The sequence below is a fragment of the Spiroplasma endosymbiont of Tricholauxania praeusta genome (assembly GCF_964019535.1).
Lineage (GTDB): Bacteria > Bacillota_I > Bacilli_A > Mycoplasmatales > VBWQ01 > Spiroplasma_E > Spiroplasma_E ixodetis_A.
Genome location: NZ_OZ026450.1, coordinates 1,432,951 through 1,458,093, shown reverse-complemented (window position 1 = coordinate 1,458,093; position 25,143 = coordinate 1,432,951). Strand labels below are relative to the sequence as shown.

General features: G+C 22.2%; 29 protein-coding genes. 19 read left to right on the top strand and 10 right to left on the bottom strand.

The genetic code is table 4. The features are described from left to right. Positions 1 to 275: 275 nt before the first annotated feature. Positions 276 to 1,238 (bottom strand): hypothetical protein, encoded by a 963-nt coding sequence (locus AACK96_RS08155; RefSeq protein WP_338974289.1) that lies wholly within the window; start codon positions 1,236 to 1,238, stop codon positions 276 to 278. Positions 1,239 to 1,455: 217 nt separating this feature from the next. On the opposite strand from AACK96_RS08155, the gene AACK96_RS08150 reads away from it, so the two are divergent. The 9 genes from AACK96_RS08150 (at position 1,456) to dnaB (ending at position 8,744) form a co-directional block, all read left to right on the top strand. Further along, the gene (locus tag AACK96_RS08150) at positions 1,456 to 1,815 is read left to right on the top strand and encodes a helix-turn-helix domain-containing protein (protein ID WP_338973555.1); all 360 of its coding nucleotides are present in this window, start codon (positions 1,456 to 1,458) and stop codon (positions 1,813 to 1,815) included. Continuing rightward, positions 1,772 to 2,344 (top strand): IS630 family transposase, encoded by a 573-nt coding sequence (locus tag AACK96_RS08145; RefSeq protein WP_338975134.1) that lies wholly within the window; start codon positions 1,772 to 1,774, stop codon positions 2,342 to 2,344. The genes AACK96_RS08150 and AACK96_RS08145 overlap by 44 nt, the downstream gene beginning before the upstream one ends. A 300-nt stretch (positions 2,345 to 2,644) precedes the next feature. Beyond that, positions 2,645 to 3,244: a deoxynucleoside kinase gene (locus AACK96_RS08140; RefSeq protein ID WP_252320085.1), complete on the top strand. Its 600-nt coding sequence runs from the start codon at positions 2,645 to 2,647 to the stop codon at positions 3,242 to 3,244. Positions 3,245 to 3,435: 191 nt separating this feature from the next. Next, positions 3,436 to 3,963, top strand: a complete 528-nt coding sequence (rpsF, locus tag AACK96_RS08135; protein ID WP_338961413.1) for a 30S ribosomal protein S6 — start codon at positions 3,436 to 3,438, stop codon at positions 3,961 to 3,963. Between the two features lie 30 nt (positions 3,964 to 3,993). Continuing rightward, the gene (locus AACK96_RS08130) at positions 3,994 to 4,497 is read left to right on the top strand and encodes a single-stranded DNA-binding protein (protein WP_338974288.1); all 504 of its coding nucleotides are present in this window, start codon (positions 3,994 to 3,996) and stop codon (positions 4,495 to 4,497) included. Positions 4,498 to 4,509: 12 nt separating this feature from the next. Continuing rightward, entirely contained in the window at positions 4,510 to 4,740 is a 231-nt protein-coding gene (gene rpsR / locus AACK96_RS08125) for a 30S ribosomal protein S18 (protein ID WP_174481285.1), read from the top strand. Positions 4,741 to 4,927: 187 nt separating this feature from the next. Beyond that, entirely contained in the window at positions 4,928 to 6,925 is a 1,998-nt protein-coding gene (locus AACK96_RS08120; RefSeq protein ID WP_338974286.1) for a DHH family phosphoesterase, read from the top strand. 32 nt (positions 6,926 to 6,957) lie between these two features. After that, on the top strand, positions 6,958 to 7,401 hold the full coding sequence (gene rplI / locus AACK96_RS08115; protein WP_286641879.1) for a 50S ribosomal protein L9: 444 nt from the start codon (positions 6,958 to 6,960) through the stop codon (positions 7,399 to 7,401). A 2-nt stretch (positions 7,402 to 7,403) separates the two neighbouring features. Further along, positions 7,404 to 8,744, top strand: a complete 1,341-nt coding sequence (gene dnaB, locus AACK96_RS08110) for a replicative DNA helicase (RefSeq protein ID WP_338974284.1) — start codon at positions 7,404 to 7,406, stop codon at positions 8,742 to 8,744. A gap of 74 nt (positions 8,745 to 8,818) precedes the next feature. Here the strand turns inward: dnaB and AACK96_RS08105 are convergent, their stop codons facing one another. The 3 genes from AACK96_RS08105 to AACK96_RS08095 form a co-directional block, all read right to left on the bottom strand. Continuing rightward, positions 8,819 to 9,880 (bottom strand): hypothetical protein, encoded by a 1,062-nt coding sequence (locus AACK96_RS08105; RefSeq protein ID WP_338974282.1) that lies wholly within the window; start codon positions 9,878 to 9,880, stop codon positions 8,819 to 8,821. A 139-nt stretch (positions 9,881 to 10,019) separates the two neighbouring features. After that, positions 10,020 to 10,409, bottom strand: a complete 390-nt coding sequence (locus AACK96_RS08100; protein ID WP_338974280.1) for a hypothetical protein — start codon at positions 10,407 to 10,409, stop codon at positions 10,020 to 10,022. 39 nt (positions 10,410 to 10,448) lie between these two features. Continuing rightward, a complete protein-coding gene (locus tag AACK96_RS08095; RefSeq protein WP_338974279.1) occupies positions 10,449 to 11,045 on the bottom strand; it encodes a hypothetical protein in 597 nt (198 codons plus the stop codon). Between the two features lie 470 nt (positions 11,046 to 11,515). Here AACK96_RS08095 and AACK96_RS08090 point away from each other — a divergent pair, with 470 nt between their 5' ends. Both AACK96_RS08090 and AACK96_RS08085 read left to right on the top strand, forming a co-directional pair. Then, positions 11,516 to 11,938, top strand: a complete 423-nt coding sequence (locus AACK96_RS08090) for a transposase family protein (RefSeq protein WP_338973316.1) — start codon at positions 11,516 to 11,518, stop codon at positions 11,936 to 11,938. Positions 11,939 to 11,961: 23 nt separating this feature from the next. After that, positions 11,962 to 12,369 carry a transposase family protein gene (locus AACK96_RS08085; RefSeq protein WP_338973314.1) on the top strand — a complete coding sequence of 136 codons (408 nt, stop codon included), beginning with the start codon at positions 11,962 to 11,964 and terminating at the stop codon, positions 12,367 to 12,369. A gap of 200 nt (positions 12,370 to 12,569) precedes the next feature. Here AACK96_RS08085 and AACK96_RS08080 read toward each other — a convergent pair whose 3' ends face one another. Continuing rightward, positions 12,570 to 13,289, bottom strand: coding sequence for a hypothetical protein (locus AACK96_RS08080; protein WP_338974277.1), 720 nt, complete (start codon positions 13,287 to 13,289; stop codon positions 12,570 to 12,572). A gap of 46 nt (positions 13,290 to 13,335) precedes the next feature. After that, a protein-coding gene (locus AACK96_RS08075) for an IS3 family transposase (RefSeq protein WP_338973306.1) occupies positions 13,336 to 14,459 on the bottom strand; the annotation gives its coding sequence in 2 pieces (ribosomal slippage) (positions 13,336 to 14,216 and positions 14,216 to 14,459; 1,125 coding nt in all). Between the two features lie 286 nt (positions 14,460 to 14,745). Here AACK96_RS08075 and AACK96_RS08070 point away from each other — a divergent pair. The 3 genes from AACK96_RS08070 to AACK96_RS08060 all read left to right on the top strand — a co-directional run bounded on the left by AACK96_RS08070 (position 14,746) and on the right by AACK96_RS08060 (position 16,446). Further along, on the top strand, positions 14,746 to 15,105 hold the full coding sequence (locus AACK96_RS08070; RefSeq protein ID WP_338973555.1) for a helix-turn-helix domain-containing protein: 360 nt from the start codon (positions 14,746 to 14,748) through the stop codon (positions 15,103 to 15,105). Beyond that, entirely contained in the window at positions 15,062 to 15,634 is a 573-nt protein-coding gene (locus tag AACK96_RS08065; RefSeq protein ID WP_338975134.1) for an IS630 family transposase, read from the top strand. The genes AACK96_RS08070 and AACK96_RS08065 overlap by 44 nt, the downstream gene beginning before the upstream one ends. A gap of 239 nt (positions 15,635 to 15,873) precedes the next feature. Then, on the top strand, positions 15,874 to 16,446 hold the full coding sequence (locus AACK96_RS08060; RefSeq protein WP_338974275.1) for a hypothetical protein: 573 nt from the start codon (positions 15,874 to 15,876) through the stop codon (positions 16,444 to 16,446). A gap of 126 nt (positions 16,447 to 16,572) precedes the next feature. Here the strand turns inward: AACK96_RS08060 and AACK96_RS08055 are convergent, their stop codons facing one another. Beyond that, positions 16,573 to 17,511: a hypothetical protein gene (locus AACK96_RS08055; RefSeq protein ID WP_338974273.1), complete on the bottom strand. Its 939-nt coding sequence runs from the start codon at positions 17,509 to 17,511 to the stop codon at positions 16,573 to 16,575. 337 nt (positions 17,512 to 17,848) lie between these two features. Here AACK96_RS08055 and AACK96_RS08050 point away from each other — a divergent pair, with 337 nt between their 5' ends. Continuing rightward, a complete protein-coding gene (locus AACK96_RS08050) occupies positions 17,849 to 18,100 on the top strand; it encodes a hypothetical protein (RefSeq protein ID WP_338974272.1) in 252 nt (83 codons plus the stop codon). Between the two features lie 232 nt (positions 18,101 to 18,332). Further along, the gene (locus tag AACK96_RS08045) at positions 18,333 to 18,557 is read left to right on the top strand and encodes a hypothetical protein (RefSeq protein ID WP_338974270.1); all 225 of its coding nucleotides are present in this window, start codon (positions 18,333 to 18,335) and stop codon (positions 18,555 to 18,557) included. Between the two features lie 9 nt (positions 18,558 to 18,566). On the opposite strand, the gene AACK96_RS08040 is transcribed toward AACK96_RS08045, so the two are convergent. The 3 genes from AACK96_RS08040 to AACK96_RS08030 form a co-directional block, all read right to left on the bottom strand. Continuing rightward, positions 18,567 to 19,133: a hypothetical protein gene (locus AACK96_RS08040; protein WP_338974268.1), complete on the bottom strand. Its 567-nt coding sequence runs from the start codon at positions 19,131 to 19,133 to the stop codon at positions 18,567 to 18,569. 74 nt (positions 19,134 to 19,207) lie between these two features. Beyond that, complete coding sequence (locus AACK96_RS08035; RefSeq protein WP_338974267.1) at positions 19,208 to 20,308, bottom strand: hypothetical protein; 1,101 nt, start codon at positions 20,306 to 20,308, stop codon at positions 19,208 to 19,210. A 295-nt stretch (positions 20,309 to 20,603) separates the two neighbouring features. Beyond that, positions 20,604 to 20,828 (bottom strand): hypothetical protein, encoded by a 225-nt coding sequence (locus AACK96_RS08030; protein ID WP_338974265.1) that lies wholly within the window; start codon positions 20,826 to 20,828, stop codon positions 20,604 to 20,606. Positions 20,829 to 21,625: 797 nt separating this feature from the next. Here AACK96_RS08030 and rpmE point away from each other — a divergent pair. The 3 genes from rpmE (at position 21,626) to AACK96_RS08015 (ending at position 25,143) form a co-directional block, all read left to right on the top strand. Next, complete coding sequence (gene rpmE / locus AACK96_RS08445) at positions 21,626 to 21,955, top strand: 50S ribosomal protein L31 (RefSeq protein ID WP_422397324.1); 330 nt, start codon at positions 21,626 to 21,628, stop codon at positions 21,953 to 21,955. A 177-nt stretch (positions 21,956 to 22,132) separates the two neighbouring features. After that, positions 22,133 to 24,103, top strand: coding sequence for a hypothetical protein (locus tag AACK96_RS08020; protein ID WP_338974264.1), 1,971 nt, complete (start codon positions 22,133 to 22,135; stop codon positions 24,101 to 24,103). Positions 24,104 to 24,117: 14 nt separating this feature from the next. Then, the gene (locus AACK96_RS08015) at positions 24,118 to 25,143 is read left to right on the top strand and encodes a bifunctional oligoribonuclease/PAP phosphatase NrnA (RefSeq protein WP_338974263.1); all 1,026 of its coding nucleotides are present in this window, start codon (positions 24,118 to 24,120) and stop codon (positions 25,141 to 25,143) included.

Sequence of the window (25,143 nt, the reverse complement as noted above, 5' to 3'; positions counted from 1 at the left end):
TACGCTTTAAAATAATATCATAATTTATTTTATTAAAAATTTATTTTTTGAAATAAATAAATTCAAATTTAATATTATATAGTCAATGCTAATAATCTTACAAATTAATTTTTCTTATTTATAAATTTATTTTTAATAATGTATTTTATTGTTTGTGGTTCTACGTTATTATTGCCTACTATATAAGAAATATTTTTTGGAAAGTTTAGGTTTTAATGTTTAAATAAAATATTAAACTTTAAATTAAAATTAATAAAAAAATTATAAAAAATCATTTATATTACCTTTATTATTAAATTTTTTTGTTCTTTCAAGAAGTTTTTATAATTATTGGGATATTTTTGTAAAAAATTAAGTAAAAGTTTAATTATAGATTTCTTATATAAAATACTCTTTGTAATGTCTAATTTATAACAATGGTTTTTAAATTTATTAGATATGGTTAATTTTTCATAATTATTAGACATATTTCAAGGCTCTCAGTTGCTATTTTCATTTGGTAAAGAAAAAACACAAAAATATTTTAATATATTTGTAAAATCTATCTTATTAAATTTTGAATCAAATTGAGTTTTTAATTCACTTACTACTTCTGAAGGTTTAAGATCTTCTTTAGTTATTTCATTAGGGTCTAAATCTTTTTTTAGAATAATATTGTTTTCTTTTTTACTATCATGATTTGCTATGATAATATTTTTAGCATATTCTTTAAAGAAATTTTGCAATTCTTCTTTATTAATAATTTCTTTTACTTTTATCATGTAAGTATTTTCTAATGGTATATTAAAATTATTATTATTATCATTATTAAAATATATTATGTTTTCATATAATTTAAAATCGGGTCAAATTTCAAAAATTATTCTTTTGTACAAGTTTATTAAACTAGTCAAAAATTTTACATTTTCTATTGAATTTATTGTTTTATCGTCTATATTATTATGAATATTGTGATGTATTTCATTTCTTATATTATTAAATAAATCTATTATTTTTTTTGCATCAGAAGTTATGACAGATTCCTTTTTTAATATATTAGACAATTCGTTAAAAAATTTAATTTTTTGTTTTTTATCATTTTTTATACAAAAAGCTATAAATAGTCTATTAAAAGCTATATGTGCAAAAATATAAAAATTTTCTAGTCTATCATCTTCTAAAAAGTTATTATAAGAAATTATTGCTTTTTTCATTTTTAGTACAGAAGAATTAAAAAATGTTTCTCAGTCGTTATTCATACAAATTCACCTCTATTTATTAATAGTACAAAATTATTAGTTTGGTTTTATCATATTAATTTTATAAAATTAACCTATAAAGGACAATATACATATATAGCTAACGAAAGTAATGTTTACTCATAAATAATGTAAAATAATAATATGTAATTTAAACAATTCTTGCACTTACAAGTATAATTCAGCAATAATTAAAATAGATTAGGAAGATTAAATTATGCCAAAACCATACAGTGAGGACTTACGAAGAAAAGTAATAGAAGTTTATGAAAGTAAAAACATGAAAATTAAAGAAATTTGTAAAGTGTTCAATATCACTAGAAAGACTTTATTTTTATGAAGAAAAAGAAAGCAAAAAACCGGAAATATAAAACCAATTTTGAATTATCAAAAAGGACATAGCCACAAAATAAAGGATTTAGATGAATTAAAAAATTATTTAGCAGAAAATAAAGATGTTACAGTTCAAAAAGTAATTGAAAAATTTGGTGATATGACAAAAGAAACAGTTTATAACTATTTCAAAAAACTAAATTATACATATAAAAAAAACTTTTCTATATGAACAAAGAGATAAAAATAAACAAGAAGATTTTTTAAAAGAAATAGCGAAAATAATGAATGAAGATTTGGTATATATTGATGAATCTGGAATTGATGATAATGAATTTTATAAATATGGTTGGTCTGAAAAAGGTAAAAGATTATTTGATAATAAACCTGCATATAAAATAAAGAGAATGAGTATAATTGGTGCACTAAATAAAGGTAAATTAAAAGCTCTATGAGCATTTGAAGGACATTGCAATAGTAAAATTTTTGAATCATATGTTAAAAATATACTAATTCCAGTATTAAAGTGTGGACAAATTATAGTTTTAGATAATGCGACGTTTCATAAATCTAAAGCAACAAAACAATTAATTGAAAATGTTGGATGCAAACTATTATTTCTTCCACCATATTCTCCTAATTTAAATCCAATTGAACATTTTTGATTTGCTATAAAACATAATATAAGAAAAATATTACCAAATTATTGACCAAATATTAAAAACGCGATTGATTTTGTTTTTCAAGATATGAGTAAACATTACTTTCGTTAGCTATATAAATAATAAATTTAAAAATACTAATATGGAAGTTAACTAAAAATAATAGATTTAAGTTAGAGTAAAATTTATATGTTATGATAAATATAGTTATTAAAAGGTATGTAGAATCAAGAAAGTGTATTATCAATAATTTCAAAAAATGTTAATTGATATTACGTTAATCTTTGAAAATATAAGCAACGAGTTTTAGTAAAAGTAAAATTTAATTTATTAAATGTTTTTTTATTTGGAGGGAGAAAATTTATATATTAAGATAAATTAATTATAATCATATATTATGGGAGGCAAAAAATGAAAATTGTATTATCTGGTGTAGTTGGTGTTGGTAAGAGCACTATTAGTAGAGAATTAGCAAAATTATTAAAATATAAAATTATGGACGAGCCAGTTACTAGTAATCCCTATTTAGATGATTTTTATCAAAATCCTTTAGAATATGCTTTTAAAATGCAAGTATTTATGCTGATGGCACGAAGTAAACAATTAAAAGAAGCACAAAATTTTAACAATGTTATTTTTGATCGTAGTATTTTAGAAGATCCTATTTTTGTTGAGGTATTAAAAGCTCAAAACAATATGAATGATAGAGATTATGAAGTGTATTTAAATTTTTATAATAATGTTATTATTTCATCACTTTATTTTGATCCACAAATTAAGCCTGATTTAATTGTCTATTTAAAAGCAAATCTTGAAAACACAATTGAACGCATAAACCTTCGTGGTCGTGAATCAGAAAAACATGTACCTCATGAATACTGAAGTTTATTAAATAAAAAATATGAACAGTGATATGAAAAAGAAAAAAATAACTTTAATTTTTTAGTAATTGACACTAATGATTTAACTCCTAAGGAAATAGTACAAAAAATAATTGATTATATAAAATAAAATTTCTTATTGAAATCAAATTTTTATTTAGTCATTTTTTCTCATGTTATATTAATAATTATTGTTATTTTTCCTTTACTTTAAAGGTAATTACGTTATAATATTGTATGAGTCAAATATTTAAAAATCAAACTTAATATATTTACTCCTTGCTCATCAGAGCCATATGCCCAAAAGGAGGTCTTCGAACATTGGAAGATTTAAAACAAAAGCATAATTATGAAATTATGTACATCGTTGATGATCAAAATCAAGAAAAAGCACAATTAATTAAAAAAGAATTTTGTGAAATTTTAACTAAAAATGCTGGAAAAATTACTAAAGAACAAGATTCTATTCGTCAATTTGCTTATCCTATTAACAAAAAAGTTAAGGGTCATTATTTTATTATTGAAGTGCTAACTTCACCAGAAAACATTGCTAACTTTAATCGTGTAGCTTTAAATAAACAAAGACAATTAGACGTAATGCGTTTTTTAGTTATTAATTTAGATAGTGAAAAAGTTAATAAGTTTAAACCAAAACGTCAAGTAGAATCTAGTTCTTTCTCTCGACCAACAAGACCAGGAAATCGTCCTTCTTATAATCGTGATGAAAATGGTGAAAGAAAACCAAGACCAATCGCTGGTACTGAATCATCTTATCGTACAAAAACTAATTACCAAAATTCAAAAACAAATACTAATAATAATGCATCGAATACTGAACAAAAAGATTAATAAAATCTAAGTTAAAAGTGAGGATAAAAAATGAATATTGTTACATTAATTGGTAGAATCACTCGTGATTTAAAGTTACATCAAACTTCAACAGGAAAACCTTTTACTTTTTTTACACTTGCAGTTAATAATATTCAAAATCAAGCTGATTATATTTCGTGTGTGGCTTGAAATAAAGTTGCTGAAAATATGACTAATTATTTAGTTAAAGGTTCTTTAATTTCAGTTTCAGGAAGACTGTCAGTAAGAAAATCAACCGATCAAAATGGAAAAGAACTATATATTACTGAAGTGGTTGCACAAACTGTTACTTTTTTAGATAATCGTAAAAAAGATAGTAGTGGTAATAATGCTAATATTAATTATTCAAAACCAAGAGATGAGAATAAAATTCATTTAGATGATGCTTTTAAAAGTCCTAATTATAGTACTGATATTGCCTTTACTAATATTAATCAGCTTCAAGAAAAAGAAGCTGCTATTCAAAATATAGAATTTGATGAAGAAGATATCATTTGAGATTTAAATAATTAAAGGAGGATAATTATGAACACTGGTAAACCAAGAAATTTTACAAGAAGAAAATCTTGTTTTATTACTAAAAATAATATTACTTATATTGATTATAAAGATATTGAATTACTAAGTAAATTTATGGGTAATAATAACAAAATTTTGCCAGCAAGAACAACAGGTACTAATCCAAAGTATCAACGTTTAATTGCTAAAAATATAAAACGTGCCCAAATCATGGGATTATTAAGATATTCAAGATAAAAAATTGAGTAAGTTTACAAATCTTACTCAATTTTTATTTATTTTTATCTTAAAAATATTTTATTTTAAATAATAGTTTAAAATTAAAATAAAAAGACCTTAATAGTATTATATTACATAAAAGATAATGGCTGTTTTTAGTATTAGTGTTATAGTATAATTAATAATATTAGAAGGAAGTGACAAAGTGTTCAAATCGTTAAGAAATTATCATTTAATAATGATTGTTTGATTAGTAGTTGAAATTTTAATTGGCTTGACTTATTTTATTGTTAATATTGAGACAGCAGAACAAGTGGTCACTATTACTGTAATTTTAAGTTTAGTTTTAGGTAATTTTATTATTGTTTGTCTTTATATTTTTTTATTTAGTTTATGAATTCGTCATCGTTATATTAACACAGCCGAAATCATAAAATTAAATAATGCACAAGCTTTAACTTTTGGTAGTGTTGGTATGATTGTTTTGGATAGTGATTTATCAATTATGTGAGTAAGTGAATTTTTAGAAGATAAAGGTTTAGGTAGATTAATTGGAAAATCAATTGTTAAACTATCAAGAGATTTAGAACAATTAATTAGTAATAATATTACTCAAATTACACTTAAAATTGAAGATATGCTTTATGATGCTATTTATTTAGTACAAACTAGAACAATTTTGTTACAAGAAACAACTAAATATCATTTCTTATATAATAAATTACAGCAAGAAAAATTAGTTTTTGGTGTAATTAGTATTGATAATTTTTATAATTCTTTACAAAAATTAAGAGTTGAGAATCAAATTCGTGTTGAAGCATTTATTAAAACTGAATTAAATGATTTTGCTAATAATTATTCAGGTTTATTATTAGGTAATATTGAAGATGGTTACAATATTTTACTTTATCAAAATGAATTTAATAAAGCAAGAAATGATAACTTTCCACTTATTAAAAATATTCGAGAAGGTGTTAAAAAATTTAAAGCAGATATTACGTTATCTGCTGGTTTCTCTTATGGTAATGCTATTAGTAAAGATCTATATGATTTGGCTATTGAAAGTAAAGAGTTAGCAGTTTATCGTGGTGGTGATCAAGTAGTTATTCGTGAATTTGGTGGTAATACAGTTTTTATTGGAGGTACTATTGAAGCAAAACAATCAGAATCTAAAATTAATATTAGAATGTTTGCACAATCATTATATAATGAAATAAAATTAGCAGAAAACATTTTAGTTATGGGACATGCGACTGCTGATTTTGATAGTATTTCTTCAGGAACAGCTATTATTGAAATTGCTAAAAGTTTAAATAAAAGTGCTCATTATGTTATTAATCAAAATGAAGTTGATGAAAAAACATTAAAAATTCTTCATGAACTTGTTCCTGAAAGTTATATTAGTCGTAATTTTATTACTGGTAAACAAGCACTTAAATTTCTTCATGCAAATACTTTATTAATTGTTGTTGATACTCATAATCCACAACGCGTTGATAGTCCTGATTTATTAAGTAAAGCTGTAAAAATTATTGTTATTGATCATCATCGTGTTTCTGATGAATCAATTAGTAGTACCATTACTTCTTATATTGATGCAGGAACTTCTTCAACAGCTGAAGCAATGACAGAAATTATTTATTATAATGATTTTAATAATATTGAATCAGAATTTTTATGAAATATAATGTTTGCAGGTATTTTAATTGATACTAATAATTTCCAAGTAAGAACAACAAGAAGAACTTTTGAAGCCTGTGGATTATTAACTGATTGAGGAGCTTCTCCTTCTAAAGTTAAAGGATTATTGAAAAATAGTTTAAATGAACTAATTGATAAATTTGCTTTAATTAGTCACGCCCAAGAAATTAAAAAAGGATTTTTAGTTGCTGTTGGTGATGAAAACTTAGAAGTACATACTTCATATTTAGCCCAAATTTCAGAAATGTTGTTAGACTTACGTGATTGTAAAGCATCATTTACTATTGCTTATGATCGTCAAGGACGTGCCTGTTTATCAGCACGAAGCAACGGTGAAATAAATGTTCAAATTATTTGTGAAAACTTAGGTGGTGGTGGTCACTTTAGTGCTGCTGCTGTCCAAAGTAGTAAATTGGGAATTAGAGCATTGTATGATGAATTGGTAAAACTAATTGAAAGTGGCGTATATCAAAGTGAGAGTGCTACTACTGAAAGGTATTAAAAATTATTAAAATAGAAAGTGAGATGTTTACAATGAAAGTTGTACTTTTAACGGATGTTAAAAATTATGGTAAAAAAGGTGAAGTTGTTAATGTTAGTGATGGTTATGGTAAAAATTATTTATTACCTAGAAAATTAGCTGTAATTGCTACATCAGAAGCATTAAAAATTAATCAAAAAGTAATTGAAAATAAAAAAATACAACGAGAAATGGAATTAGAAGATTTACAAAAAATTAAAGAACAATTAGCTTTAATTACTTTACAATTTAAATTAAAAAGTAATAATGGTAAAGTTTCTGGTGCTATTTCTTCAAAACAAATTTGTGAACAACTAGTGCAAAAATATAACATTAAAATTGATAAACATAAATTTGTTAAATTTAATCCTATTAATGAATTAGGTATAACTAACATTAATATTAAATTAGATGTTACAATTATTGCACAATTAAAGGTTGAAGTTTTAGGAGAATAATTATGTCTAACAATGGTCAATATATAAATAATGCAGAAGTTAATGTTTTAAGTGCGATGATTCAATCATCACCAGCATGTGAAAGTGCATTAAATTTATTGGCACCACATGACTTTACAATTAATTCTAATCAAATTATTTTTAAAACAATTACCAATCTTTATAAAAATAATTCCGGTATTGATGTAACAACTATTGCCGAAGAATTAGTTAAGCAAAATAATTTGGATAAAATTGGTGGAATTGAATATTTATCTTCTTTAGTGGCTCAATATATTACTGATGCTAATTTAAAAGAACACATTGATATTTTGATTGAAAGAACTACTAAACGACAATTAGAAAATGCTTTAAAAAATATTGGTAAAGAGTTACAAAGTGAAAAGTCAATTAATGAAGTTTTAATTGCTGCTGAAGCTCAAATTGTACAAGTAAGTAGTGAACGTAATCATGAAGAGATGTTGCCAATTAGTGAACACATTGATGATGTGGTAACTAAAATTGAACAACTACAAAAATCAACAGTTAATATTACTGGTACAAGTTCAGGTATTAACAATTTGGATATGATTACTAGTGGTTTTCAACGAGGTGACTTAATTATTTTAGCAGCTAGACCTTCAATGGGTAAAACCGCCTTAGCACTTAATTTTGCTTTAAATGCTGCTAATGAACAAGATAATAAAAACGATGTTGTTGTTATTTTTTCATTAGAAATGCCAAAAGATCAATTAATTACAAGAATGATTTCTTGTCAAGGACATTTTGATGCTAATCGTTTACGTAATAAGTCTAAATTTACACAGGCTGATTGAAATCGTATTAGTGCTACTGCTGAGCAATTGAAACAAAAAAGAATTATTATTGATGATACACCTGGTTTAAGAGTTTTAGAGTTGCAAACTAAATTAAGAAAATTAAGTCGTGAAAATAGCATTAAGTTAGTAATTATTGATTATTTACAGTTATTAACTGGTAGAGATAGTGAATCACGTCAACAAGAAGTTTCAAATATTTCTCGTAGTTTAAAAATTTTGGCAAGAGAATTAAGAGTACCAATTGTTTGTTTATCACAATTATCAAGAATGGTGGAGAGACGTGAAGAAAAACGCCCTTTAATGTCTGATTTACGTGAGTCAGGGGCTATTGAACAAGATGCTGATGTAATTATGTTTTTATATCGTGATGATTATTATAAGGAAAAAAATAGCGAAGAAACAACAAGTTCACAAGAAAGTAATCTTGCTGAAATTCTTATTTCTAAACATCGAAACGGCCCGACAGGAAAAGTAGTAACTGTTTTTATTCCAAAATGAGGTAAGTTTGAAAATTATACAGGATAAAAATAATAAAAAACCTAAAATTAAATTTTAGGTTTTTTTAAAAGAAGTTAATAAATTAAATTAATTAGTTTTTATTATCCTTCTGGATTTAAACTTTTAAATAGTTTTCTTTTATTATCATTAATTTTAGTTCCAGCGTAAACAATACCATTGACATTTAATAAACTATGTACTTCGCCACCACTGCTACTTCAACTAAAAATACCAATTGCTACTGTATAGACAACTTTAAATAATCTTCCTTTACCATCAGTAGTTCTTGTTCCAACAAAAATTGTATTATTATCATTAACTAGACTTAAAACTTCACCATTAGTATCTTTTCAGTTAGTTACTACTGTATTTTCACCATCTTCTTTAACTTTATATAAATATCCTTGACCATCACCAGTTTTAGTTCCGATATAAATATTTTCGTTTGTTGAAGTAGTTAAACTATAAATTTCACCATTGTTTACATTTCATTTTGATAATATTGTTATTGTGTCATCTTTTGTAATTTTAATTAACTTTCCTGTATATACATTATCAACGGGTGTTGTTTTAATTCCAACATAAATTGTGCCATTGACATTTAGTAAACCACGAACTTCACCATTAGTATCTTTTCAATCAGATAGTGCTGTTATTGTATCATCATCAGTAATTTTAAATAAATTACCTTTGCCATCACCAGTTTTTGTTCCTGCATAAATAGTATTATTAATGTTTAATAGACTACATATTTCACCGTTGTTTTCATCTCATTTAGATAGTGCTATTATTGTATCATCATCAGTAATTTTAAATAAATTACCTTTGCCATCGCCAGTTTTTGTTCCAACATAGATCGTATCATTAACATTTAATAAACTTTGAACTTTACCATTACTTTCTTTTCAATTTGTTAAAGGTGTTGTTGTATCATCTTTTGTAATTTTAAATAAATTACCTTTGTCATCACCAGTTTTGGTTCCTGCATAAATAGTATTTTTATTATTAACTAAGCTTTGAATTTCACCATTATTTTCTTTTCAATTTGTTATTTCTTGAAAATTACTTGTTATATTACTTATACATGCAGTGACATTGCTTGTTGTTGCTGCTGTAAATCCTAAAACACCTACAATTGATAGTATACTTTTTAAATTTTTCATAAAATACCCCTTTTTCAAACTTTAACCCTTTTATAAAATAATTTTACATTATTTCAAAAATAAAATAGTATTTATAATACTTTTGAGTGTTATTTATGAAGTTAATGTAAGTATTTTAGAAAGATATTAAATTAGAAATCTATATTAAATTTTTTTGATTAATATATGAAGTATTTACAAAAGGTTCATTTAATAAATCATTAATTTCTTCGATATTTATGATTTTTTCTGTAGTTATTTCTTGAATTTTATTTCAACTTAAACTTAAAAAATTATTTATTTCAGTATCATTTAATTTTAAAATTTTGCTTATTATTTCCAAAATATTATTTGTTATTTTAACAGTTTTTTTAATTTTTTTATAATATAGTGAAACATCCGCCAGTAATTCTAAGTTACTATAAAATTTATTTTCTTCTTTTTTTGAATTTATAAGTTTTACTAAGAATTCTTTGATTTGATCATTTTTATATTGTTTTGCTAAAATTAATTTAACTTCTAAGTCACATTTTTCATCTTCATCATTCATTGTTATATTGTCCCCTTTTCATTATTATAATTAATAAATTTAGCTTAAATATGTACTATTTATTTGAAGTTTAAAGTGTGCTCCTTCTACAGCATTTTTTGATTCTTCTTTTAAATGAATAGATAAATATATATTGCCATTATTACTATATCAAAAAAATGCTTGAGCATAGATATGAATAAAAACTAACGGAGTAAATCAACTGCCATAATAATACATAAATTCTATATTTCAACAAATTTTGTTTTTTTCATCATTTGTGTTACTTGATGTGTTAATTTTTGCTGTATTAACTGATAAGTTAGGTCCTGTAATTTGAGATGGTAAATTATGTCATATACAGTTTTTATATGTGGCAGTTTCAACTTTAATAATTGCTTTATCATCAAAATTTAACAATTGATACTTTTTAATAAATGATTGTCAATCTAAATGATATTTTTTTCAAGACATTATATTGATATTGTCTACAATATTGCCTTCATATTGAGAACTTGTGCCATTAAATCATTCTTCATTTTCGTACAAAGGTTTTGATTTGTGAGAGTTGTTATCAAAAAAGTCACAAGCGTTAATGTTAATAGTAGTTAATGCACTAAATGTTAAACAACTTAAAATATTTAATATTCTTTTCATTTTATACCTCTTTAAAATTTTTAGATTTATGGTGACATATTCAAATATATCATTTATTTATTATAATATTTTTAAAACTTTTTTCAGTGTATAAAAGGTAATTTATTTCATTTCATTTCAAGGATATATGAAATTATATATGGATAAAAATTAATAACATCGCTACCTTATAATTTCTCCAAACACTACTATAAATCAATTAATGAAATAAAATATTAAATATTTTTTCAATTTTTAAAATTAATTAGTTGCGTAATATGTCTAAAGTTTAAAAGTATCTAAGATTTATATTTTTTGTAATTTATTACTAGAACTTTGACCTTTACTTGTTGAAACTTTGCTATTTTCTTGATTAATAAAATCTATATCTGTTTTATTTCATTAGACATATTCCGTAATTATTTTTTTGAAAAATCAAGTAATAATTTTATAATTTATTTTATTAATGAATTAATAAGGTGTTGATAAATATGGCTTTTGAAAATTTAAAAAAATTAAAAAATGATAAATTTTATAGATATTTTGGTATAAAACATTTTCATTTTAATGAAATGTTAGAAAAATTAATTGAAATAGAAAAATTAGAAAAAACTAAAGGTCGAAAAAATAAACTTTCAGTTGAAGAAAGATTGATGATGACACTTGAATATTGAAAAGAATATTATACTTTTTTTCAAATGAGTATTAAATATAAAATGAGTCCTTCAAGCTGTTTTCGAAATATTACTTGAGTTGAAAATAAACTTAGTAATGATAGAGATTATCAATTTTTAAAAGAAAAATATAAATCAAAAAATGATAAAAAACAAGAAAATTTAAATGAATTTCAATTTTATTTAATTGATTCAACTGAGATTGAAATTGAAAGACCAACTAAAAAAAACTACAGTTAGAATATTTTTCTGGTAAAAGTTGAATGTATTCTATAAAATTTCAAATTGTATATGATTTTTTTAATAAAAATATTGTTGATATTTTTGCTGATAATGGCAAAGTGCATGATTTTCAAATATTAAAAAATTCAAATCTTGTATTTTCTAAAAATACAATAATTATTGGTGATTTAGGATATCAAGGTATACAAAATATTTATGAAAATACAATAATACCAATTAAAAAAAGTAAAAATAAAAAATTAACTAAACAAGAAAGAAAATATAATAAGATTGTATCTAAAATTAGAATCAAAGTTGAACATGTTTTTGCTTGATTAAAAAGATTCAAAATTTTAGTAAATAAATGTAGAAAAAGTAAATTTAGACTTATGTACTTAAGATTTAACTTACTTTGTAAAATTTTTAATAAAATAAAACCATTAAAATAAAAAAAATCAAAAATATATTTTTTAAAATTGAAATTATTATCAAGTTAATATAAAAATATTATTAACATTTTTTTATTTTCGAAATAGAAACTTATTTTTAAACTATTTTTTCGGAAAATATTAACTTTTATAATTAATAACACTAAAAAATTTATAAAAAGTATTATTGACAATTGATTAAATTTAATTATGGAATATGTCTATTGTGAATAAAATGGTATTTCTTTTCATAATATTTTACTTAAAATAGTTTCAGTAAAATTTATAGATGCATTATTTCAATCTTCTGCTACTGTTATTGATTTTTTAACAATTTCTTCAACTACTTTTGTATATTCTTTAATAATTTTTAATTTCAATGAATCATTTTTCAAACACAAATCAATTATTTTATTACTAAAGTTTTCATAAGCATTTGCTTCAGATTTTAAATTTGGATAGAAATTTAATAATGTCTTAAATTCAAACAATTCATATTTAAAAAAGTCTTCAAAACTATAATTTTGATATTTTTTAAAACTTTCAACATTAAATTCTGAATTTAAAAAATTATTCAAATTTGTATCTTGTTCTATTTTACATTTGATGTGTTTTGGCAACTCTTTATATTTATAAATAAATTCTATTTCTTCTTTATTATTTTCATTTTTAACAAGACACATTATTGCAATTAAATGTATTGTCTTATAATTTTCTATTAATGTATTTACGGTTTCTTGTGTTTGTTTTAGTAAAATTTTTGGTATTTTATGACTTAAATTTATTTTTGATAGTTCATCTAATAATTCTAAAATATTTTGTATGTCATGTGAGGCTGATTGAGGAATTGATTTTCCTACCATAATTTTTTCAGCTATTTTTCCCGCAAGATTAGAAGATATCATTGATAATAATGAAACATTTTCTGATGGTTCTATCATTGTATGACCACCGCCATTGTTTTTAATAGTGGAATGGCAACCCTTTTTAGGACTGTTTTTTGGTAGACACTTGTTTTTGATAATTAACTGGAGTTAGGTAGTTTAAGGTGCTGTGAATTCTTATGTTGTTGTATCAATTGATATAATCAAATAATTCTAATTTTAATTTGATTAATGATGTAAAATTTTTATCATTAATAAATTCAGTTTTGAAAGTTTTAAAAGTTGCTTCAGCAACAGCATTGTCATAAGGACAGCCTTTTTTGCTTAAAGATCGAGTTATGTTGAATGCTAATAAAAGTTTATCAATAGTTTTATTATTAAATTCGTTACCGCGATCGCTATGAAATATTTCAATATCTTTTAAACAGCGATTTGAGTGCATAAATGCTTGATATACTAATGATGCATCTTTTTTAGTACCTACACTATGTCCAATAATTTCGCGGTTAAATAGGTCTATTAATAAGCAAATATAGTTTCACTTACCATTAACTTGAACATAAGTTAAATCACTAACAATAACTTCATTTTTAATTTTATTATTAAAGTTTCTATTAACAAGATTGGTAATTTGACTATCATTGACTTTATTATGATGATTTTTGAATGATAATTTAGTGTATTTTGATATTAAATTATGCTTATTCATAATTTGTTTAATTTTTCTGCGTGATAAATAAATTTCTTGGTTTGCTAGTATGACTTTTAATCTTCTAGTACCATAAACTTCTTTATTTTCTTTAAAAGCACTAATAACAGCTTCATCATAAATATTATTTTGATTTTTATTTTTTTTCTTTAAATTAAAATAATATGTTGATTTAGAGAGTTTTAAAAAACGACACATTGTGCGAATTTTATATTTAGATTTATTATTTGCAATAATTTCTATTTTCTGCCTATTATTAGTGCTGCTTGCTTTAAAATATCATTTTCCATTCGTAATTGTTTTAATTCTTTATTTGCTTGAATTAATTGTTTTTCTAAATCAGAAAGATTATCTTTGGTTTTAAAACTGCCTGAATTAGTAAATTGCTTAATTCATTTATAAGTAGCCGCTCTTGTAACGTTATATTCTTTAACAAGACAAGATACTGACTTGCCACTTTGATATAAAGCTACTATTTGTTTTTTAAATTCATCTGAATATGAGTTAATATTGGCCATAATTATTTTCCTTTCTTTTAACTAATTTGTGAACTTGTCTACGTAATTAGTGTCCAATAAAGTGTAACCCATCCAAAATAAAAATAAAAATTTGGATAGTAAATCTTGATATGAACTTATTATTAGTATATTAAATTATAAAACTAATGGCGAATCAAATAATATATAGCTAACGAAAGTAATGTTTACTCATAAATAATGTAAAATAATAATATGTAATTTAAACAATTCTTGCACTTACAAGTATAATTCAGCAATAATTAAAATAGATTAGGAAGATTAAATTATGCCAAAACCATACAGTGAGGACTTACGAAGAAAAGTAATAGAAGTTTATGAAAGTAAAAACATGAAAATTAAAGAAATTTGTAAAGTGTTCAATATCACTAGAAAGACTTTATTTTTATGAAGAAAAAGAAAGCAAAAAACCGGAAATATAAAACCAATTTTGAATTATCAAAAAGGACATAGCCACAAAATAAAGGATTTAGATGAATTAAAAAATTATTTAGCAGAAAATAAAGATGTTACAGTTCAAAAAGTAATTGAAAAATTTGGTGATATGACAAAAGAAACAGTTTATAACTATTTCAAAAAACTAAATTATACATATAAAAAAAACTTTTCTATATGAACAAAGAGATAAAAATAAACAAGAAGATTTTTTAAAAGAAATAGCGAAAATAATGAATGAAGATTTGGTATATATTGATGAATCTGGAATTGATGATAATGAATTTTATAAATATGGTTGGTCTGAAAAAGGTAAAAGATTATTTGATAATAAACCTGCATATAAAATAAAGAGAATGAGTATAATTGGTGCACTAAATAAAGGTAAATTAAAAGCTCTATGAGCATTTGAAGGACATTGCAATAGTAAAATTTTTGAATCATATGTTAAAAATATACTAATTCCAGTATTAAAGTGTGGACAAATTATAGTTTTAGATAATGCGACGTTTCATAAATCTAAAGCAACAAAACAATTAATTGAAAATGTTGGATGCAAACTATTATTTCTTCCACCATATTCTCCTAATTTAAATCCAATTGAACATTTTTGATTTGCTATAAAACATAATATAAGAAAAATATTACCAAATTATTGACCAAATATTAAAAACGCGATTGATTTTGTTTTTCAAGATATGAGTAAACATTACTTTCGTTAGCTATATCTGAATTATTATTAACAAATAATAAAAATGTAAATAATTTTATTATTTTTTTAGATTTTGCAATTTCTTTATTTCAATTAAAAGAACTTTTATGAGAAGAAGTTAAAACATTTACAAATTCCAGATTTGTAAAAAAAATTAGTAGTATAAATGATCCACTTAGTATAGAGTATGATATTAGTAGTTTAGAATATCCATATAGTTTTAGAGTAATTTTTTCATTAATAATTGATATGCTTATAAGATTTGATAATGATAAAAGTAGTTTTATTTTAAATACATCAAATAATGAAATATTAAAATTAAATGAAAAAATTAAATTTTTATCAAAAAATAGTAATTTAAATAGTGATGCAGTTTTTAATTTAATTATTAGTGAAAGTGTTAATCAATCAATAAAATCTACAGCTGGTTCAAGTTATGAAGCTAGAGTTAAGGAGAAATTTTTAGAATTCAAAGAAAATATTGAATTATTAAATAATTCTCATGATTCAAAAGTTCATTCAGTTGAATATGATTTTATTGTAAAATATAATAAATTTAATATTGGTATTAGTGCAAAAAGAACGCTTAGAGAAAGGTATAAACAAAACTCTGAAAATGTATCAGAATTAGATGTTGATGCAATGATAGTTGTAACTTTAGGATTAGATTTAACAGAAAAAGTGATGAATAATATTTTACAGAAAAAAGGACAATATATTTTGGTTTCTCAAGAAATTTATAAAACAAAAGAATTTTTAAAAAGAAATAACAGAGTTTTTTCATCTGAAGATTTTGATTTTTCAATGTTAAAAATTAATTAGTATATATTTTTGATATTAAAATCAAAAATTTTAATGATTTTCAATTATTAAAAAATATAAAAAAATAAAAAAATATAATCTATTACTAGATTATATTTTTTTATTTACATTTAATGTAATACTTTTTTATAAAGTTGAAAATTGTTTTTGAATAGTTGTTTGTTCATCATAATAATTATTCATATCATCATCTGTGTTAATTGAAGGTTGAACTTGTAGTTGGTTAACTTTGGTAATTATTTGTTCAATAACTTTATTGTTTTCATTTTCTTCATGTTCTTCAATAGTTTGTAATTCTTTTTTAATTTTTGTAATTTCTTGATCAATTTGTTTACATTTAGTATTATTTCAAGGTTTAAATTTAAGTTTCTTTTTCTCATCAAGTTTTTTATTTAATAATTCATAAAGAGCAATTTTTCTATTAGTATTGTTACTTTTTAATTCTTTAATTTCATCTTCTTCTGTTATATCTCATTCTTCATTTTCTTGCTCATTTTCTTTTGCCAATTGTTTAATATTTCTTTTTCTGTTTTGCATTTCATTCATACTATTTTTACTTGTACTTTCTTGAAATTCTGGTAATAGTTCTTCTAATAAAAAACAATTATCAGGAAAAACATCATCAAATTTATTAAGTTCTTTATAGATTTTTTCTAATTCTTTTAAATTTTTTAAAATTTCAGAAATTATCAAAGTATTATAATCATTATTAAAATATTCACTAATTCTTTGATAAATAGCATAGTGAGTTTGAAATATTTGATCTGGATAACTTTGACGACTATATTTTATTCCTCTTTCTTCAAGAGCATAAATTTTTTTAAAATTTTTTATTTTTCATTCTTGTAGAGTTTTTTTTACATCATTAAAAATAAACATTTTAATTTCTTTTTCAATTAGTGATTTAAATTCTTTGAAATCATTAGTTTCTTTTAATATTAATTCTTCTTCTGAAATATTAATTACATTTTCATTTTTTCTATTTTCTTTAATTATATTTTTCATGATTGAATCAAAATATTCACCATCACTTTGTAAATCAAAATATTTAGCAAAATCTAACATCTTTATTTTCTCCTTTAATATATTTCTAAATAAAAAACCTATTTACTTTTAAATAAAGTAATAGGTTTTTTTAAAACTTATATGTTTATGATTAAAGGTTATCAAATTTTATATTTTTTTCAATATTTTTTCCATATTAATTAATTTTACAAAAATTAGATATTTCTTATAGAGTTATTAATTTATGTAGTGATGATATTGGTTTTAGTGTTACTAAAACTTATGATTTAGAACCCTATACCATGATTTAAAAGAAAGAGAATTACGTGTTCTAATTAATGAAATTCAAAAAACATATACTAAATTTCAAATTACTAATGCTACTGATATTAGTAAATTGCAACCAGGACAATTCCCTACTTTCCAAAATTTATATGAAACTATTTGTCACAGTTACCAAGAAAAGCCAAATAAAATCTTAAATGAATTAATGGATATCATTCAGTATGACTTTTGTAATGATGGTCAATATAGTAAATTATGGAATGTTCATACAACATTAAATTTTAATAATCAATTTGTTGTTTATGATGTTTGAACATTGTTTGATCAAGATATTCCTAAAATTACAGCCGCTCAGTTTACTTAGTTCTTGCTTTTATTAAAGGTGAAGTTAAACGTAATCGTTTTAAAAAAGATAAAGAATTAATCATCGTTATTGATGAAGCTCACTTAGCTATTGACAAAGACAATCCAGTCGCGCTTAACTTTATGTATCAAATGGTAAAGCGTTGTCGTAATATCATGCAGGAATTATTATTACAACCCAAAATATTAATGACTTTACAGGTACTGAAGATATTAAAAAGAAAACTACAGCAATGATTAATAATACGCAATATACTTTTATATTTAATCTTGCCCCTAGTGATTTAAATGATGTTAAATTACTATATCAATCATATGGTGGGCTTTCACCCGAAGAAACTGACTTTATTCAACGAGCAGGCAAAGGTGACACTTTAATGATTGTTCACAGTTACGAGCGTTACTGTTTAAATATTAATATCTTAGATAGTGAATTTAAAGTTTTTGATTTTAAATAATAAAATTATTTAAAGTTTTTTAAATTTTAAATTCAGTTTATCAATAATATAATTCATTTTTTCTTTAACTTTTGATTGATATTTTTCATCTATTTTTTCTAAATTTAAAGATATTTCATCATAAATAAATTTAATTTTTTCTATAGAAATACAGTTATTATTAAAATTTTCTATTATTCATAAACTTTCTAAATCTATAAAATGTCATGGTCATAATAAATAACTTATTTTTCCATATTCATTATATATAATTTCATTAATTTTAATTTCTTTTCTCTTTTCTTTAATAATTTTATTTATTTCATTATAATAATCTATTCCAAATTTAGTTTTATCTAAGTAGAATAATTCAACTATACTATTAAAAAAAGTAGCCAAAAAATTTGAACTATATATTTCTTGCAATTCTTTTTGGAATTCTCTAAAACATTCTTTTTTCAATAAATTTAAGAATGTTTCATTACTATTTTTAAAATGATCTAACTTAATAACATCAAAAATTAGGTTTGTTATACAAATTAAAAATCTTTTATTTAAATTATAATTAAATGTTTCGTTTGATAATAAGTCTTGCAATTCAATATTTTCATTTAATATTTTCCAGTTAATATAAATAGGAGCACCCAATTCAATTACTTTTTTAAAGTATTCTAAATAATTTTTTTATCAAATTTTAATCCAATTTTTTGATATATTATTTGATTAGAAAATGAAGGTGATTTATTTGAATTTAAATAATGATTAAATTTATTTTTAATATAAGAATCTAAACCTACTAAGTTATTGTCTAATTCAGAGCTTGTTATGTTATTAATTAATTTAACAAGCTCATTAATTTCAGTATCATTAAAATTACTTCTTATTTTTAATATTAAATCAGCGTATATATTGTCAAAATTAGTAAAATCTGTATCTAAATTTAATAATTCTTTTTTTAAAGTTAAACTTATATAATCGAGACCTGGTAGAATAATATTTTTAAATCTTTTTTGTATAATTTTTAAAAAGGATTCTAGTTTGTTTTCAATAGGTACATAATCTAATTTATTTGTAATATAAAAAATTGTATAATTAAATTTCTTGGGATTATTAGTTGATCCTATAATTCCTAAATATATATTATCTAAAATTAATTCTTGCAAAAAAAGAGGAATTTCTCCAAAATTTAAATTAGTGTATTCTTTAATAGCATCCTTTTTCTTTTCATTACTTAAATTAATTTCTTTATAATAATCTTTAGTTAATAATCAACTAATTTTTTTATTTAATATATTTTCTTTTTTAAAAGAAAATACTAATAAATTTTTTATTAGAAAAAAATTAAAAGAAATTAATTCACTATAAAAAAGACTTAAAAATTTACTTTTTTTAAAAAAGTCAAAATCGATTATTGAATCTTTAACAATTTTTTTAAATTCTCTTATAGTGAGTATTCATGGAAATTCTACAAATATTTCCTGACTTATAGAATCTAAGTATTCACCTATTTTTGTTTCTGCTCAAGTACATAAAAAAATATTTGTATGTGTTGTTGTGTTTATAATAGAATAATTAGATTTACTAAGTAAATTTATATTTTTCTCAGAAATTATATTTAAATCAATTGTTAAAATTAATTTAGAATTTTCATTTATAACTTGTTTATTAATTTTTGCAATTAAAGAATTCAATAGTGAAATTAATTCAGTTATTTTTTTATCTTCAAGTCTGTCTATATCTTCTATAGCAATAATAATATTATTTTTATTCATTATTTTTATTATTTTATCATCAATATCGTATAAAAAATATTCTTGATTATTTGGCTGATATTTATTCAAAAATTTTAAAATTAAATAAAAAAACTAGTAACATTATAGAAAAAAAAGAACTCATTAAAGTTGATGCTGTTTTAAAAAGAACATCTGTGGTAAAAGAAGCATAGATTAAATTTAAACATAAAGTAATTAAAAAGAATAATATATTTAGAATTAAAAAAAATAATAAATAATTTTTTCTAAATATATTTTTACTCTTTTTCATTTTACTATACACATTAAACTTAAATTATCTTAAATTATCTTCTAATAAAGAAATATTAATAATTTTAGTATGCTCATTTGGTATTGATTCAATTATTGAAGTTTTTCCAGAACCATATTTTCCGTTTAATATTATTACTTTATTATTTGGTTTTTGAATTTCATCAATTTCTGTTTTAGGGTATAAGATATCTGTAGTATTAATTTTTTGTGTTTTTTCTTCTAAAAAATTAAAATTTTCTTTTTTCATGGAGTAATCCCCTTTTTATAACTCTTAGTATAAATAACTTATTTTATCTAAAATATAACAAATATATTAATGTTTTACTATGTAAATTTAAATAATTTTCTAATAAATACCCCACTTAGATTCAAACCTTTAAGTGGTAATTATTTTTATTTACTTAGTAAAATTAATGTAGTATTAATTAATTTTTAAAAGCAAAATAGGGAATTGTATTAATACAAGAACAAATTAGTATTGAAAATCAATTTAGTTTCTATGAGAAAAAATCTAATGATGTTTTTAAAAGAACATTAGAAGATTTAAAAGTTGAATACGAAGATAACCAAGATTATATATTCCTAATCGTACAAGAACAAGAAAATTAATAATATCTTTGGTATCAATACCAAGCATTGAGATAAATATAAATATCGTTATGTTTATCTTTCTAATTTAGCATTAGGTATTAAAAAATATCAAAGCATTACTAATCATTTACAAATTAAAATTTTATCTTTAATTACTGAAAGTAAATATTTTTTATTGTATTTAATTAACTGAAAAATGTATCAATTATGTAAATAATATTTTTTTATTCATATAAAAACAATTTTTAAGTTTTAGATTTCAATAGAATATATAATTTAAAAAAAATAAAATTCATGATATCTAGTTAATTGAATTAGAACACATTTTTACAATATAATCTATCAAAATAAAAACTCTATCTATCATTAATATTTATTTGCTTTTTTATATTGTTAATGATATTATTTTTAAGTACTTTTTATTAATAGTAATTTTATAAGTGAGGTGAAACCATGGCAAAAGCAAGCATCCATCCAGAGTATTTTCAAACTAAAGTAACATGTATAACATGTAGCAATAATTTTATAAGTGGTTCAACTAAGGGTAAAGAAATCCGTGTTGATACATGTTCAAGTTGTCATCCATTTTATACTGGAAAACAATCATTTGTTTCAGCAAAAGGAAGAGTTGAACGCTTTAATACAAAAGCAAGTAAACAAGTTGAAACAAAAACAAAAACTGTTGAAATAAACAAAGCAAAACCACAAAATACTAAAACTATTGTATTAGAAACAGCGAAAGATGTTCTAAAACTAACTGATACTAAACAAGTTAAAAAATAATTTTAATTAAACTAGAAACTAATCATAGTTTCTTTTTTTATACTCTAAAAATAAAATTATTTACAGACATATTTAACATTAATTAAGTTAAAATATTGTATGTATACAACCCAATAAATATAGAATATAATTTTAATAGTATATGAAATAAAAAACTTTAAGGTAGGGAATGGTTTTATGGAAAAATCATCTGATTTTAATAAATTGGTAATAAGTAAAGGTATTAGATATAATACTGAGCAAACTAGTAACTTTAATTTTAGTATTATTAATTTATCCGTTGAAAAAGCCGTAAAAGATTGAAGTTTTGAAGGAAAATATCCTAGTTGCTTGGCAATTTTTAGTAATGATGAAGATAATATTGAAAAATTAATTAATGCTCTAGCAGGTTCTTCTGCTATTATGGAGGGTAAAATTTTAATTGATGATATTGATGTTACTTATAATAGTATTGGTTTTGAACGAAAAATGGCTTATGTTAGTATGCATTTACAGAGTTGAAATAAATTATTTAGTATTCAACGTAACTTAGCAAGAACAGCAGTTACTAATAAACCTTTTTTACAAGAAATAAGTAATATTAATCAAAAAATTAAGACTGATATTGAAAACTTAAAAAATATAGGTTTAAATTTAGACAGTGGTTATTTTAAAGAAAAATTAATTAATATTATTAAAAATTTTATTAATGAGACACAAAGCACTCGTAATAATTTTATTAAAGAATATCAATATCAAATTAATCATTTTCATAAAAACTTTGCTCAAGAGAAATTTAATTTTGCTGGAAGTGAAAAATTAACAGATATTCTAATTAAAAAATTCACTACCGAAGAAAAAAATATTATTGCAAATAATAACTTATTATTTTTACAATCTTTGCAAGATCGTATTTCTAGTTTGGAAAGTTTAGTGGGACCATGTTTTTGTGGATGTAATCCACCAAAAGAAAGAAAATGAGAGTTTCAACTACGAGAAATTAGTTTTGTTATTAAAGAAATAAATAATTATTTAAATAGAGAGATTAGTACTACTAGAAGTGAAATTAGAACTACATTAAAAACTTGTAACAATCATAATCAAAATTTTAATAGTGAACTTAATCATTTAGTTTCATATCAACAAATTAAATGTACTCGTAGTCAAATTGATCAAATTTTAGACCAGTGAATTGACTTAGCAGAAGTACAAAGAATTAAATTTAATATGAAACAAGATTTTGTGGCAATGCAACTTTTACCAGATGAAATGCATTTACTTTTAAAAAATATTAAAGATGAAATTAAAATCTATCATGATAAAATTTTAAAAAATCCACAGTTACAAGATAAAGAAACATATCAACAACAATTACAAACTTTATATTCGCAGTTAATTGATGTCCGTGATTTAATTAGTGAAAATATTGTTATGATATTTAAACATTTAGATCTAAGTCATTTATTGTCACTACGTTTAACACAATTAACAATAGTAGAGCGACAAATAATAAAAATCATTCAACAATTAATTGTGCCTACTAAAATTTTAATTTTACATAACCCATTTGAACTTTTAAATGTTGATAATAAAGAACAATTAGCAAATTGAATTAAAAAATTACAAAAATTTTTGAAAATAATTATTATTTTTACAACTAATAATCAAGTTGATATTAATTTATTAGCAACTAATGTTACTGTTATTGAAAATGAAATAATTATTCAACAAGGAAATGTTAGTGAAATCACTGATAAACCATTATCTTTAAATTTATTAAAAGAAATAAATGAACAGCATATTAATATCGCAAAGGGAGAATGAAATGCTCATAATTTATATTTTTATAATGTAAATTTAGGTAAGTTTGGTGCTAAAACCGCTTCTACTATTGCTTTTAAATCAAATGCCATTTTGTTTAGTGCAAAGAAACCACGATTTACTTTTTTAAAAAATTCAATTATTATTAATGGTGTTATTAAAAATATTACTAAAGTTGATGATAAAAAAGCATATTTATTGGTTGAAACTACTAAATCAGAACAATTTGAAGTTTTAACTAATAATAATGATAATTTAGAAGTGGGAACTGTTGGTTGAATTAGTATTACTAAAAATTCAATTTTTGTTTTTGATGATGAAACAAAGCAATTAATTGGTACATGATAGAAAGGATATATAATATGAATAAGTTTAAAAAAGAAGCACAAGCAATTTATGAATTAATAAAAATTAGTAATCCAATTATTATTCATCGTCATATTAATCCTGATGGAGATGCTTTGGGTTCACAATGAGGATTAAAAAAAATTATTGAAGATAATTTTGAAAATAAAAAAGTACTTGTTCCAGGTGAAACAAATGAACATATGGCATCATTATTTCCACAACCAACTTTTGTTAAAAAAGAAGATTATGAAAATGCACTAGTAATAGTCACTGATACAGCCAATCGCGAACGAATTAGTGGCGAATTTTGAGAAGAAGGAAAAAAAATAATTAAAATTGATCATCATCCAATTGTTGATAAATATGGTGATATTGATTTAATTGAAGAAAAGGCTTCTGCTGCTTGCCAAGTAGTGGCAAAATGAGCACAAGTATTGAATTTAAAAGTTTCTGCTTTAGCAGCTAGAAATTTATTTCTTGGTTTAGTTACTGATTCTGGTAGATTTTTGTATCGCTCTGTTAATGAAGAAACTTTTCAGATTGCTAGTTTTTTAGTTAAACAAAATTTTAATTTATTAGACTTATATCAAAATTTATATATTCAAAATTTAAAAATCGCAAGATTGAAAGGATATATATTATCAAATTTTAAAATTACTGATAATGGTGTTGCTTATATAATATTTAACGATAAAATAATTACTGACTTACAAACAAAAATTATTAGTCAAAATAAAATATTAAATATTAAAGGTGAAGTTGTTTTAACTAGAGAAGATTTAACTAGCCAAGTTAATGTAATGTCAAATATTGATGGTATTAAAATTTGATTAATTGCTGCTTATGATCAAATGAATAGTAAAATCAAAGTTAGTGTTCGTAGTGCAAGATGAATAATTAATGATACTATTGCCAAGTTTGGTGGTGGTGGTCATCAGACAGCAGCTGGTGCATATTTACAAAATATTAATGAAGTTGAAAAATTGATTGATAGTTTAGATAAAGTTGCTAGTAAATCACCAGAATTAACAAACAATTAA